The organism is Nocardiopsis sp. EMB25, from assembly GCF_026797795.1.
GTDB classification, from domain to species: Bacteria; Actinomycetota; Actinomycetes; order Streptosporangiales; family Streptosporangiaceae; genus Nocardiopsis; species Nocardiopsis lucentensis.
Window position 1 is genome coordinate 1,531,495 of sequence record NZ_JAMTDN010000001.1, and the last position, 13,379, is coordinate 1,544,873.

General features: G+C 73.3%; 10 protein-coding genes. 6 read left to right on the forward strand and 4 right to left on the reverse strand.

The features are described 5' to 3' along the window. Window positions 1-49: 49 nt before the first annotated feature. Window positions 50-691, forward strand: coding sequence for a TetR/AcrR family transcriptional regulator (locus KIK06_RS06650; protein ID WP_083924120.1), 642 nt, complete (start codon window positions 50-52; stop codon window positions 689-691). Between the two features lie 12 nt (window positions 692-703). On the opposite strand, the gene KIK06_RS06655 is transcribed toward KIK06_RS06650, so the two are convergent. The 3 genes from KIK06_RS06655 to speB form a co-directional block, all read right to left on the reverse strand. Further along, complete coding sequence (locus tag KIK06_RS06655) at window positions 704-2,146, reverse strand: aminobutyraldehyde dehydrogenase (RefSeq protein ID WP_268642420.1); 1,443 nt, start codon at window positions 2,144-2,146, stop codon at window positions 704-706. A 173-nt stretch (window positions 2,147-2,319) separates the two neighbouring features. Beyond that, entirely contained in the window at window positions 2,320-3,942 is a 1,623-nt protein-coding gene (locus KIK06_RS06660; RefSeq protein WP_268642421.1) for a thiamine pyrophosphate-binding protein, read from the reverse strand. Between the two features lie 8 nt (window positions 3,943-3,950). Next, window positions 3,951-4,898 carry an agmatinase gene (gene speB / locus KIK06_RS06665; RefSeq protein WP_017597715.1) on the reverse strand — a complete coding sequence of 316 codons (948 nt, stop codon included), beginning with the start codon at window positions 4,896-4,898 and terminating at the stop codon, window positions 3,951-3,953. A 119-nt stretch (window positions 4,899-5,017) separates the two neighbouring features. On the opposite strand from speB, the gene KIK06_RS06670 reads away from it, so the two are divergent. Both KIK06_RS06670 and KIK06_RS06675 read left to right on the forward strand, forming a co-directional pair. Then, window positions 5,018-6,568, forward strand: coding sequence for a PucR family transcriptional regulator (locus tag KIK06_RS06670; protein WP_268642422.1), 1,551 nt, complete (start codon window positions 5,018-5,020; stop codon window positions 6,566-6,568). Window positions 6,569-6,774: 206 nt separating this feature from the next. After that, window positions 6,775-8,097 (forward strand): helix-turn-helix domain-containing protein, encoded by a 1,323-nt coding sequence (locus tag KIK06_RS06675; RefSeq protein WP_268642424.1) that lies wholly within the window; start codon window positions 6,775-6,777, stop codon window positions 8,095-8,097. A gap of 267 nt (window positions 8,098-8,364) precedes the next feature. Here the strand turns inward: KIK06_RS06675 and KIK06_RS06680 are convergent, their stop codons facing one another. Further along, the gene (locus KIK06_RS06680) at window positions 8,365-8,967 is read right to left on the reverse strand and encodes a hypothetical protein (protein ID WP_268642425.1); all 603 of its coding nucleotides are present in this window, start codon (window positions 8,965-8,967) and stop codon (window positions 8,365-8,367) included. A 561-nt stretch (window positions 8,968-9,528) separates the two neighbouring features. Between KIK06_RS06680 and KIK06_RS06685 the strand changes: the two genes are divergently transcribed. Genes KIK06_RS06685 through KIK06_RS06695 form a run of 3 tightly spaced genes read left to right on the forward strand, consistent with a single transcriptional unit; the run spans window position 9,529 to window position 13,237 of the window. Continuing rightward, window positions 9,529-10,761 carry an aminotransferase-like domain-containing protein gene (locus tag KIK06_RS06685; RefSeq protein ID WP_268645873.1) on the forward strand — a complete coding sequence of 411 codons (1,233 nt, stop codon included), beginning with the start codon at window positions 9,529-9,531 and terminating at the stop codon, window positions 10,759-10,761. A gap of 57 nt (window positions 10,762-10,818) precedes the next feature. Next, complete coding sequence (locus KIK06_RS06690; RefSeq protein WP_268642426.1) at window positions 10,819-11,769, forward strand: D-alanine--D-alanine ligase family protein; 951 nt, start codon at window positions 10,819-10,821, stop codon at window positions 11,767-11,769. A gap of 16 nt (window positions 11,770-11,785) precedes the next feature. Beyond that, a complete protein-coding gene (locus KIK06_RS06695) occupies window positions 11,786-13,237 on the forward strand; it encodes an FG-GAP repeat domain-containing protein (RefSeq protein ID WP_268642427.1) in 1,452 nt (483 codons plus the stop codon). The last annotated feature ends 142 nt before the right edge of the window (window positions 13,238-13,379 follow it).

The following is a 13,379-nucleotide window of genomic DNA, read 5'->3' on the forward strand; positions in this document are numbered from 1 at the left end:
TTCCCCAGGGCCCCTGACCCAGGCGGTCCGGACCAATAGGGTCGAAAACGTGAAGACCAAACAGCGCCGACTTCCGCGTCGTGTCCGGGAACAGCAGATGATCGACGCCGCCGTCACCGCGTTCTCCCGAGGCGACTACCACACGGTACGCGTCGAGGAGATCGCGGAGGCGGCCGGTACCTCCAAACCCACCGTGTACCACTACCTGGGGTCCAAGGAAGGGATCTTCACCGCCTGCGTGCGCCGCGAGGCCGACCGCCTCGTCGCGGCCATCCGCGCCGCCGTCCGCGACCCCCAATCCCCCATCGGAGCCGACCCCCTGCGGCGGGGACTCCACGCCTTCTTCACCTTCGTCACCGACAACCGCGACAGCTGGACCGTCCTGTACCGGCGGACCTCCTCCCAGGCCGGACCCTTCGCGGGCGAGGTCTCCCGGGCCCGGGACCGAGTGCTGGCCGAGGTCGTCGCCCTCGTCACGGCCTGCACCGGCGCCGACGCACCCGACGGCGCCGGGTGCCTCCTCGACCCCAAGGACGCCCAGCTCCTGGCACGCGTGGCGGTCAGCACCGCCGACGCCTGCGCCGACTGGCTCCTGGAGCACCCGGAGGAGACCCCCGACGCCCTGGCCGGGCACGTCAGCGAGCTCACCAGGTCACACCTGCGCCCCCGACACGCGGCGACCGCCCACTGACACCGGCCGAGATCAACCCAGCGAACTCATCACGTGCTTGACCCGGGTGTAGTCCTCCAGGCTGTAGGCGGACAGGTCCTTGCCGTAACCCGAGTGCTTGAACCCGCCGTGTGGCATCTCCGACGTGAGCTCACCGTGCCCGTTGATCCACACGGCGCCGAAGTCCAGGTCCGCGCTGACCCGCAGGGCGCGGGCGTGGTCGGCGGTCCACACCGAGGACGCCAACCCCTGGTCGACACCGTTGGCCAGCGCCACGGCCTCGTCCTCGTCGGCGAACCGCTGCACGGTGACCACGGGACCGAAGATCTCCTCACGGACGATCTCGTCCTCGGCGCGCAGGCCCGACACGACCGTGGGGGCCAGGAAGAACCCGGCCGCCCCCACACGGTGGCCGCCGGTCTCCACGACCGCGTGCTCGGGCAGGCGCTCCAGCAGCCCCGTCACCCGGGCGAACTGGTCGGCGTTGTTGAGCGGGCCGAAGTCGCCGGCCCCGGTCGAGGGCTTACCGGTGACCAGCGTGGCGGCCTGGGCCGACAGCTCGGCCACGAACGCGTCGTGGACGCGTTCGTGCACGATCACGCGGGTCGCGGCGGTGCAGTCCTGCCCCGCGTTGAGGTAGGCGCCCGCGACCACTCCGGAGGCGGTCTCGGCCAGGTCGACGTCGTCGAAGACCAGCACCGGCGCGTTGCCGCCGAGTTCAAGGTGCAGGAGCTTGAGGTCGTCGGAGGCCGTGCGCGCCACCTGTGTCCCGGCGCGGGTGGAACCGGTGACCGAGACCAGACGCGCGGCCGGGTGCTCGACCAGCGCCCGGCCCGTGTCGCGGTCGCCCACGACCGTGTTCACCACGCCCGCGGGCAGCACCTCGGCGGCGATCTCGGCGAGCATGACCGTGGTGGTCGGGGTGGTCTCGGCGGGCTTGAGCACCACCGTGTTCCCGGCGGCCAGGGCCGGACCGATCTTCCAGACCGCCATCATCAGCGGGTAGTTCCACGGGGTGATGCCCACGCACACGCCCACCGGCTCGCGGCGGATCCACGAGGTGCGTCCCCCGACGTACTCGGCCGCGGCCCGGCCCTCCAGGTGGCGGGCGGACCCGGCGAAGAAGCGCAGCGTGTCCACGCAGAACGGGATCTCCTCCTCCAGCATGGAGGAACGGGGCTTGCCGGTCTCACGGCACTCGGCGTCGGCGAACTCCTCGGCGCGGGCGGCCAGGGCGTCGGCGATGGCCAGGAGGGCGTCCTGGCGGCGGCCCGGGCCGGCCTCCTTGCGCCAGGACCGGAACGCCGTGAGCGAGGAGGCCATGGCGGACTCCACCTCGGCGGTCCCACAGACCCCGGCCCGGCCGCTGACGCGGCCGGTCACCGGGTCGACCAGGTCCAGCGCCCGGCCGTCGGCGGGCAGGACGGGCTCGCCGTCGATGAGGCTGGGCAGCGTGTCGAACTCGTGGATGCGCATGGCGTCCTTCGTCTTTCCTTGCTCGGTGGTGTGCGAATGAGTTGCGTGGGTCGGCGCGCCGTCGGGCGCGCCCGCTGCGTCGTCGCTTCCGGCTGAGGGGACCCTCGCGGACCCTTCGAGCCGACCACCGCGGTTCGGGTGAGAACGTGACGGCGACGGGTTCGGTGACACGGTCACAGGTGGGTGGGCGCGAACAGCTCCAGGACCATGGGCAGCACGACCACGGCCGGGCCGGGCCGGGCCAGGGCGGCGGACAGGTCCGCGCGCAGCCGCTCCGGGGCGGTGACCGTGGCCGGGACGCCGAACGCCGCGGCCAGGGCGGCGAAGTCCGGGCGGGCCAGTTCGGTGTGCGTGGCCTCGCCGAACGCGTCCTCCATGTACTCGCGCAGCACGCCGTAGCCTCCGTCGTCGACGATCAGCCACGTCACGTCCAGGTCGTACTGGCGCGCCGCGGCCAGCTCCGCGACCGAGTACATCGCGCCGCCGTCGCCGGAGACCGCCAGCACCGGGCCGTCGGCGGCCACCGCCGCCCCCAGAGCGGCGGGCAGCGCGTAGCCCAGTCCGCCCGAGCCCTGGGCGGAGTACATTCCCGCGTCCCTGGGGTCCCAGCCCGACCAGGCCCAGTACGCCAGGATGGTCATGTCCCAGAAGCTCGGAACGGTGTCGGGCACCGCCTCGCGCACCGCCGCCAGCACCGCCCGCTCGGTGGTCAGCCCCTGCCCGTCCAGCCGCTCGGCCACGGTCCGCAGCACCCCGGCCACCTCCGCGGCCGTCCCCGGTGACTCCGGGCGGCGCCGGACGCGTTCGGCCAGTGCGGCCAGGGTCAGCGCGGCGTCACCGTGCACCCCCAAGGCGGGCAGGTTGGCCGCCAGCTTGCCCGCGTCGGCCTCCACCTGCACGACCCGGCCGCGCGGGGCCAGAGTGTGGTAGTTGCTCGACAGCTCGCCCAGCCCCGAGCCCACGACCAGGAGGACGTCCGCGCCCTCCAGGAACCGTGTCGTGTGCCGGTCCTCGATCCACGATCGGAGCGAGAGCGGGTGCTCCCAGGGGAAGGCGTCCTTGCCGCCGAACGTGGTGGCCACCGGTGCCCGCAGCGCCTCGGCCAGCTCCACCAGCGCGGCCCGCCCGCCGGAACGGCTCACGCCGCCGCCCGCGAGGACCATCGGCCGCTCCGCCCCGTCCAGCAGTCGCGCGGCCTCGGCCAGCACCTCCTCGCGCGGGCGGAGCGGTTCGGGGTCGGCGGACACGTCCACGACCGGTGGCGTGCCGGCCGGACCCAGGAGCACGTCCTGGGGGATCTCCACCAGGACCGGGCCCGCGGGCGCGGACGCGGCCGTGCGCCAGGCCTCGGCCAGGGCCGAGGGGATCTGGGCGGCGTGCCGGACCGTGACCGCCGACTTGGTGACCCCCGCGAAGTTCGCGGACTGGTCGGGAAGCTCGTGCAGGTAGCCGTGGCGTCCGCCGCCCAGGCCCGCGCTCGGCACCTGGGAGGCGACCACCAGCACCGGGGCGCTGGAGGCCCGCGACTCCTGAAGGGAGGACAGGGTGAGCAGCGCCCCGGGGCCGGTGGACACGAACAGCGGCGTGACCTCGCCCCTCACCCGGGCGTGTCCGTCGGCGGCGAAGGCCGCGTTGTTCTCCACCCGGCTGGAGACGAACCGCAGCGGTGACCGGCGCAGCGCGTCGAACAGCCCCAGGGCGTGCTGGCCGGGGATGCCGAAGGCCGCCGTGGCGCCCAGCGCCGCCAGGGTCTCGACCACCAGGTCGCCGCCGCTGCGCGGCGCGCTCCCACCCATGTCCGCCCCTACCTTGCCTGGTTCAGGGCCAGCACGCTGACCAGGTCGTAGGCTACGTGCGAGGCCGCGGTCGCGGTGATCTGCGCGTGGTCGTAGGCCGGGGCGACCTCCACCACGTCACCGCCCACCAGGTTGCAGGTGGACAGACCGCGCAGGATCTCCAGCAGCTCGCGGCTGGTGATGCCGCCGGCCTCGGGCGTGCCGGTGCCCGGGGCGTGCGCCGGGTCGAGCACGTCGATGTCCACGGACACGTACAGCGGACGGTTCCCCACGCGCTGGCGCAGCATGTCGGAGATCTCGTCGACGCCGCGGCGCATCACGTCGGCGGCGGTGACGATGCCGAACCCGAAGCGGCGGTCGTCCTCCAGGTCCTTCTTGCCGTAGAGCGGGCCGCGGGTGCCCACGTGGGCGATCGCCTCGGTGTCGAGGATGCCTTCCTCGACGGCGCGGCGGAACGGGGTGCCGTGCGTGTAGGGCTCGCCGAAGTAGGTGTCCCAGGTGTCCAGGTGCGCGTCGAAGTGCAACAGGGCGATGGGGCCGTGCTGGCGGTACAGCGAACGCAGCAGGGGCAGGGCGATCGTGTGGTCGCCGCCCAGGGTCACCAGGCGCGTTCCGGCCTCGACGAACGTCGAGGCGCCCGCGTCGAGCGTCTCCACCGCGTCGCCGATCGAGAACGGGTTGACCGGGATGTCGCCGCCGTCGACCACCTGGAGGCGCTCGAACGGGGCCACGTCCAGGCCGGGGTTGTACGGGCGCAGCAGACGGCTGGCCTCACGGATGGCGGAGGGACCGAAGCGCGCGCCGGGCCGGTAGGAGACCCCGGTGTCGAACGGCACGCCCACCACGGCGATGTCCGCCCGCTCGACCTCGTCGATGCGGGGCAGCCGGGCGAAGGTCGCGGGTCCGGCGAAGCGGGGGACGCGGCTGGAGTCGGTGGGTCCGATCGGAGTGTTCATGTCCGTCCTTGTCTAGCGGCAACGTTGACGCAGGTCACAGCGCTGCGCTCAGACTAGGGAGCGGATGGGTTTCCTACTAGTGGTTCAACTGCACCGGTATAGTCATAAAACTAGAGGAAATGACCAAACCAGAAAAAGGGGGTGGGCGCGTGGTCGTCTCCGTCGCCGGCCCCGACACCCACGCCGTCCCGTTGGGCGCCGTCCTCGCGCGCCGGGACCTGGCCCTGACCACCGTCGTCGACGCGGGCGACCCCGGCATCGTCTGGGCGGTGGTCAGCGAGCTGGCCGAGCCGGCCCTCTACCTGCGCGGCGGGGAGCTCGTGCTGACCGCGGGCCTCAATCTGCCCCGGAGCGCGGGCGGAGTGCGCGACTACGTGCGCTCCCTCGTCGAGGCGCACGTCAGCGCCGTCGGCTTCGGTGTCACGCCCGTGCACGACACGGTCCCCGCGCCGCTGATCGAGGAGTGCCGGAGCCAGGGTCTGCCGCTGGTCGAGGTGCCCCGTCCCACCCCCTTCGCCGCGGTCAGCCAGGCCGTGGGGGAGGAGTTGGAGGAGCGGCGCATGCGCGACCTGCGCCGCCTGGGGGAGGCCCACCAACAGCTCACCCGCGCAGTGACCGCGCCGGGGCCCGTCGACCGGGTCCTGGGCGTCCTGGCCGACTCCCTGGGAGCGTGGTCGGCGCTGGCCGCCCCCGAGGGACTGCGCGCCAGCCCGGGGGCGCCGGAGACCCTGGACGAGGAGCTGACCGGGCTGGTCGCCAAGCTCACCGAGGTCGCCGGCCCCCGTAGCGCCAAGGCCGTCCGCGGCCCCGACGAGGTCTTCCTGCACACCGTGGGTACGCCACCGGAGGACCACGGCGTCGTCCTGGTGGGCCGCCCCCGCCCGCTCGGCATCACCGACCGCGCGGTCCTGCGCACCGCCACCGCCCTGCTGGACCTGCTCTCGCGCGGTCACGACGACGCCCCGCCCGTGCCGGGCCGCCTCCTGACCACACTGCTGGCCGACGGAGGGTTCACCGGTCCCGCCGCGCCCCTGCTCGCCGAGCTCACCGGGGCGGAGGGGGCGCCGGATCCCGCCTACCGGGTGCTGCGCGCCCTTCCCGCGGGGCCCGGACGGCACACGTCCCCGGCGGTCCCGCCCCTGCCCACCCAGGTCCTGGACACCGGAACCGGACCGGAACCGCACCTGCGGGCCGTCCTGTCCGACCGGGGTGAGAAGAGGCACCGGGAGCAGCTGGAGGACCTGCTCACGCGCGGTTGGATCGCGGCCCTGAGCGGCCCGGTCGCCCCGGAGGACCTGCCCGTGGCGGACCGCCGTGCCGCAGCTCTCCTGGAGCGGGCCCGTGCCGTGGGCGGGCCCCTGGTGTGGGAGGAGGACGGCGACCCCTTCGCCGGGCTGCTCACCCCCTCCGGGTCCGACGACCTCGCTCGCCGGATCCTCGGTCCCCTGACGGAGGAGACCGACGCGGCGCGGACTCTGCGCCGCACACTGCGGGCCTGGCTCGTCCGCCACGGCAACTGGGACCGGGCCGCCGCCGACCTGGGCGCCCACCGCAACAGCGTCCGGTATCGGATCGGCCGGATCGAGCGCGACCTGAACGTGGACCTGGCCGACGCCGAACAGCGCATGCGCCTGTGGTTCGCGCTGACGCGGTGGCGGTCGGGGGACTGACCGGGGGATGATGGTCGACCAGGTGGCCAGGTTCGACCCGCCTCCATAGACCACCGGTGTGTCCGGGGCCCACCCGGCCGCGGAATCGGAAGTCGGAACCCGTGTCAGACGCCGAATCACGTGCACGTTCCGCGTCCGGCCACCCCGCTCACGGTCAACGCTGGACACTGGTGGACTCCGCAGAGAACGTGAGGAATGGGACTCAAATGTCGTTTCCCCCTCTGGACACGGCCCTTCCCGCCGGGGTCGACGCCCGTGAACACGCCAAGCTCCTGAGCCAGGTGCACGAGGCGGCCCTCAACGGCCGACCCGCTCCGGCCTCCCTCAGGCCGGTCATCGAGGACTCCTGGACACGCATGCGCCGCTTCGGAATCGACCCCGACAGCGGGCCTCCGCCGCGCATGGCCCTTCCCGACGAACTCCACCGGACCCGGACGGCCTCGCCGATCGCCGAGGTACTGCCCCTCATCCGCAGGTCCCTGGTCTCGGTCGCCGACGAAGCCGAGCACATCATGCTCGTCACCGACGCCGCCGGCCAGATCCTGTGGCGCGACGGGTCCCACCGCGTGCGCACGGTCGGCGACCGGGTGGGCCTCATCGAGGGGGCCTACTGGAACGAGGGCAACACCGGGACCAACGCCATCGGAACCGCGCTGGTCGTGGGCAGGCCCGTGCAGGTGTACTCGGCCGAGCACTTCGTTCGCAACCTGCATGCCCTCACCTGCGCCTGCGCGCCGATCCACGATCCGCGCGACGGGCGGCTGCTCGGCGCGATCGACGTCACCGGGCCGGTCTCGACCATCCACCCCTCCACCCTGGCCCTGGTGAACACGGTCGCCCAGCTGGCCGAGGCGCACCTGCAGAGCATCCACCACGAACACCTGGAACGGCTGCGGACGGTGGCCGCGCCCATGCTCGCCCGGATGGCCGGGCCCGCCCTGGTCGTGGACGAGGCCGGATGGACCGCGGCCGCCGTGCACATGGACCCGGTCCGCCGCGTGCTGCTGCCCACCCAACGCGAGAACGGCGCCGCCTGGCTGCCCGCCCTGGGCGAGTGCACGCTCGAACCGCTGCCCGGTGGCTGGCTGGTCCGCCCCCGCTCGGAGGAGTCGGCCGCGCCCACGACGGTCACGCTGGAGCTGTCCCGGGCGGCCTCCCCCGCGGTCACCGTCGCCGGTCCCAGCGGCGAGTGGACGCACCGGCTCACCCCTCGCCACGCCGAACTCCTGCTGATCCTGGCCGTTCACCGGGAGGGGCGCACGGCGGCCCAGCTGTCCGAGGACGTGTTCGGGGCCGCGGGCAACGTGGTGACCGTGCGCGCCGAGCTGTCCCGGCTCAGGCGTCACCTGGGCGGCATCGTGGAGAGCCGCCCCTACCGTTTCAGCGAGGAGGTCCAGGTGCGGGTCGGGTGGCCGAGTGAGCGCGTGGACCTGTTGCCCGGCTCGCTCGCCCCCGGGGTACGCGCCCTCAGGCTGGCCGACCCGGGATGCCCCGGGTTCGTCGCGACGGGTGGGGGGGTCGCAACCTAGTGCAACCGTTGCCTGGTCGGCGGGGATGGTGTGGACTGTTCTCACGCGGTCCGCACGGCCGTCCGTGCCGGGCGTGAGAGGGCGCGGCACGGAACAGCACGGTGTGCGCGGCGTTCGCGGCCATCGGAGCCTTGAGGGGGGTTGCCAGGCGGAGACGAACGCGCGAGCGGACCGCAGGTGGTCCAGGGTGACGGGGGGAGCTCCCTGGACGCACCGACCGCACGGCGTGCCCCCGAGGTGGCTCCTCGGGGGCGCGCCGTCACCTCGTCACCGGGGCTGGCCCCCGAACTCCCCGGAGGAGACGGGGTCTTCGGCGGTTCCGGCCCCGCCCGCCTCGCGCTCCGTCGCCCCGGCGGTGTCCCCCGCCAGAGCGGGCGCGCACTGGAAGCAGTCCATCGCGAAGACCTCGGCGCCGCCGACGCTTCCGTTGAACGCTCCCCGCAGCCCCTCGTCGCCCGTCTCCCGCTCGGCCAGGGTCCGTGGACTGAGGCGTCCCTCGAAGCGCACGCTCTCCCCGTCGCGGGTCGTGCCCGTGCAGTGCACTCGCACGGTCCTTTCATCGGTCCCGTGCTCCGCCCGTTCGTCGGCCTCCGCCGACCGTTGGTCCGCCTCGCTGCCCGAGGGGGTGATCGGCGGTTCGTTCGCACAGGTCAGGACCCCGTCGATCGGGTGCCCCGCACGGGCGAAGGCACGTTCGGCCGCGGGGCGCAGGGCCGTGACCGACAGTGCGCCGGCGGCCCGCGCCATCTCCTCCCTCGCGGCCCGCGCCCGTTCCACGCGTGCGTCGTCGGTGGAGCAGGCGGTCGTGAGCACACCCGCCAGGGCCAGACAGGCCAGCGGAGTGAGGACGGCGGTGGCGCGGACTCTCATACTTCCCCCTGGGTCGCCGGGCCGGGTACGTGTGCACCCGGAGGTGTCCCACGAGACCAATGTCACTGATGTTTGCTATGTGCCCTATGTCCGACTCGCGGCAATAGGTGAAAAAGTGCTTCATGTTCTGGTCATCGGGGTGCGCCATCCGTGCCGAGTGTGGGTACCTTCCCGGGGACACGGCTCGAACGGACCACGAACTCCGGTCCACGACCGGACGGGCACCGCGTGTGTGGCGAACGGCGCGAAACGGGCAGCTCGTGGCGGAGGCGAAACCCCGCTGGGCTACACTCGGTGCATTTACCGGTCCGGGAACACGCCCGGACCACCCGACCCGACCGTCGCACGCGTTCCGGCACCGCCCGGGGCGCCGTGTGAACCAGGGGGCGGCGCATGGCGTCGAACAGGGGACCGCGACCGGCCCCGCGTTCCACCCGTGGGCCACCCGACCGACCTTCCTTCCGGAGGTGGACCGTGTCCGCTGACCACCGAGACCAGCAGCCCGTACAAGGCTCGCGCATCGACCCGCACCTCGGCCGCTACGCACACCGAGCACAGGGCATGGTCGCATCGGAGGTCCGCGCACTCTTCGCCGTCGCGTCCCGGCCCGAGGTCGTCTCCCTGGCCGGAGGCATGCCCAACGTCGCGGCGCTCCCGCTCGACCAGATCGGCGAACTCGTCCGCGACGTGGTCGCCGAGGAGGGCCCGGCCGCCCTCCAGTACGGATCCGCCCAGGGCGACCCCGTCCTGCGCGAGCAGATCTGCGACTACATGACGCTGGAGGGCATCACCGCCAGCCCCGACGACGTCATCGTCACCGTCGGCTCCCAGCAGGCCCTCGACCTCATCACCCGCGTCTTCGTCGACCCCGGCGACGTCGTCCTGTGCGAGGCGCCCACCTACGTCACCGCCATCAACACCTTCGCCGCCTTCCAGGCCGACATCCGCCACGTGGCCATGGACGAGAACGGCGTCCTGCCCGAGGAACTCGACGAGGCGCTCACCCGCGCCGCGCGCGAGGGCCGCAGGGTGAAGTTCTTCTACACCATCCCCAACTTCCAGAACCCGGCGGGCATCACCATGACCGCCGAGCGCCGCGCCCGGGTCCTGGAGATCTGCGAGCGCCACGACGTGCTCGTGGTCGAGGACAACCCCTACGGCCTGCTGCGCTACGACGGCGACCCCCAGCCCACCCTCTACGCCCAGGGCACGGGCAACGTCATCTACCTCGGATCGCTGTCCAAGACCCTCTCGCCCGGACTGCGCATCGGCTGGGCGCTGGCCCCCGCGCCCGTGCGCGCCAAGCTGGTCCTGGCCGCCGAGTCGGCGATGCTCAGCCACTCCACGTTCAACCAGCTGGTCGTGCGCCGCTACCTGCGCACCTTCCCCTGGCGCGAGCAGATCAAGACGTTCAACACCATGTACGGCGAGCGCCGCGACGCCATGCTCGGCGCCCTCGAGGCGATGATGCCCGCCGGGTGCACCTGGACCCGGCCCGAGGGCGGCTTCTTCGTCTGGGCCACCCTGCCCGAGGGCATCGACGCCAAGGCCATGCTGCCCCGAGCCGTGGCCGAGCGCGTCGCCTACGTCCCGGGGACCGGCTTCTTCGCCGACGGCCGCGGCCGCGCCGACATGCGGCTGAGCTTCTGCTATCCGACCCCGGAGCAGATCCGGGAGGGCGTGCGCCGCCTCGTCGGAGCGATCGAGGGCGAACTCGACCTGCGTGATACCTTCGGCAGCACCCTGGCCCCGCCCACAGAGGGCCACCAGGCCCCCGCCCCCGACCTGCCCTGACCCCCTTTCCGTAAGGGCACCCGCACTATGCCAGCACCACATGAGGAGGTCCGCGCCGTGGCAGACCTTGACCGCGTTCTCGTTCTCGCCGGGGGACTGTCCCCCGAACACGAGGTGAGCGTCCACTCCGGGCGCGGCGTCGCCGAGGCGCTGCGCCGACTGGACGTGGAGGTCCAGGTCGCCGACGTCGACGCCGCCCTCCTGGACCGGCTGTCCGACGACCCGCCACAGGTGGTCTTCCCCGTCCTGCACGGCGCGGCGGGCGAGGACGGCGCGATCCGCGAGGTCCTGGAGCTGGTGGGGGTGCCCTACGTGGGGGCCCGCCCGGACGCGTGCCGCCTGGCCTACTCCAAGCCCACGGCCAAGGCGCTGCTGGCGGCCGAGGGGGTGCGCGTCCCGCGCGGGGCGACCCTGCCCAAGTCGGCCTTCCACGACCTGGGCGCCCCAGCGCTGCTGGCGCGCATGGCCGACCGCCTGGGCCTGCCCCTGTTCGTCAAGCCCGACCGGGGCGGCTCGGCGTTCGGCGCCGCGCCGGTCACGACGCTGCACGACCTGTCCGCCGCCCTGGTGTCCTGCTTCGCCTACAGCGACTCCGCGCTCGTGGAGGAGCAGATCCAGGGCACCGAGCTGGCGGTGGGCGTGCTCGACACGGGCGAGGGCCCCGTGGCGCTGCCGCCGGTGGAGATCGTGCCCGACGGCGGGGTCTACGACTACGCGGCGCGCTACACCGCCGGGCGCACCGAGTTCTTCTGCCCGGCCCGTCTGGACGCCGACGCCGTCGCGGCCGCCACCGAGGTCGCCCTGACCGCCCACCGCGTGCTGGGGCTGCGCGACCTGTCGCGCACCGACCTCATCGTCGGCGAGGACGGCCGGGTCACCTTCCTGGAGACCAACGTCGCCCCCGGCCTCACCGAGACCTCGACCTTCCCGATGGCGGCGGCCTCGGCCGGGCTGGACTTCGCGGTCGTGTGCCGGGAGCTGGCCCACCAGGCGCTGCTGCGCGGCTGATCCGGAAAAGGACCCGATGCCCCCCGCTCCCCGCGCCCGTGTCAGGGCCACCGCCGCCGTGCTCGCCCTGACCGTCGCCGGATGCGGGGCACCGGACGAGGAAGCCCCGCCGGAGGAGCGGCCGTCCCCCGGGCCGTCCCGACTCTCACGGGTGGACTTCGACGGCGACGGGTTCGACGACCTGGTCCTCGGTCTGCCCGGTGCCGAGGTCGACGGGAGACCGAACGCCGGGGTCGTCGCCGTCGTCCCCGGTTCGGCCGACGGTCCCGACCTCTCGTCGGCCCGGGTGATCTCCCGCGCCGACGAGGGCGTGCCGGGAGCGGTCGCGGAGGACGACCGGTTCGGCGGCCGCACCTGGCTCAGCCCCGGTACCCTCACCGGGGACCTGGACGGTGACGGGTTCACCGACCTGGTCGTCAACGCTGGAGACCAGGGGGCCGGGGAGCGGGGGCCGATCCTGCTGTGGGGGAGCGCGGAGGGTCTCGGTGCGGGAGTCCCACTCGGGGCGGACGTCCCGTCCGGCTACGTGGACGCCGTCGGCGACTTCGACGGCGACGGGTACCCCGACCTCGTTCGCCTCGACCCCAACGCTGACATGGGGGCGGGAGGGTTCGGTCTCCTGTACGGCCCCTTCTCCCGGGAGTGGGAACCCGATCGCGTGGGCGACGTGCCCAGCGGGCAGGGCGGTGACGAGCTCAGGCTGACCTCCGGTGACGTGAACGGCGACGGTGTGACGGACCTGATCGGTTTCGCCTCCTTCGAGGAGATGGCCCACCCGACCCGGGTCTGGCTGGGGTCGGCCGACGGGTTCGAGGAGTACGAGGGCGCCGAACCGCTCCCGACGGCGGACCAGGGCACGGTCGCCGACGTCAACGGCGACGGGTACGGCGATCTGGTGTTGCGGGACATCGGCGGCAGCGTCGAGAACCCGCCGTACATCCCCGGCGAGGTCGTGGTCGTGTACGGCTCCGAGAGCGGTCCGGGTGAGCGGAGCACTCCCCTGAACCTGGACAGTGAAGGCGTGCCGGGGGCGTCGTTCGACGGTGACCAGTTCGCCCACGAACTCGCCGCGGGGGACGTGGACGGCGACGGGTACACGGACGTCGTGGCCGCGGTGATGCGCCCCGCCTCGGACGCGCCCTTCGACGCCGGGGACGTCGTGGTACTCAGGGGCGGCCCCGAGGGGCTCAGCGGGGACGGCGCACTCCGATACGGCGCGGAGGAGGCCGGGGCGCCCGTCCCCCCGCCCGCGGAGATGGACCGGTTCGACCACTACCGCTGGCCCGGCACCCGGATCCGGGCACTCGACGCCGACGGTGACGGTCTGGCCGACGTGATCGTGCGCCCGAGCCCGGCAGGCACCGGGCCGGACGCGGGGGCCCCGGGCTCCCTGTGGATGTTTCACGGTGACGGAGAGCCGACGGGGGGCCTCGACCTGACGGGGCTTCCCATCCCCACCGGAGACTAGTCCGGTTTCGCTCGGCCCTTCGCCTCCTGAGCACTCGCGGACATCGGGGCGCCCACGGGGTCGGGTTCGGCTACGGCCAGTCGTTCGCATGCTGATGGTATTCAGATGTCGAACGCCTCGGGTGGTAGTGTTCGCGCCGCAG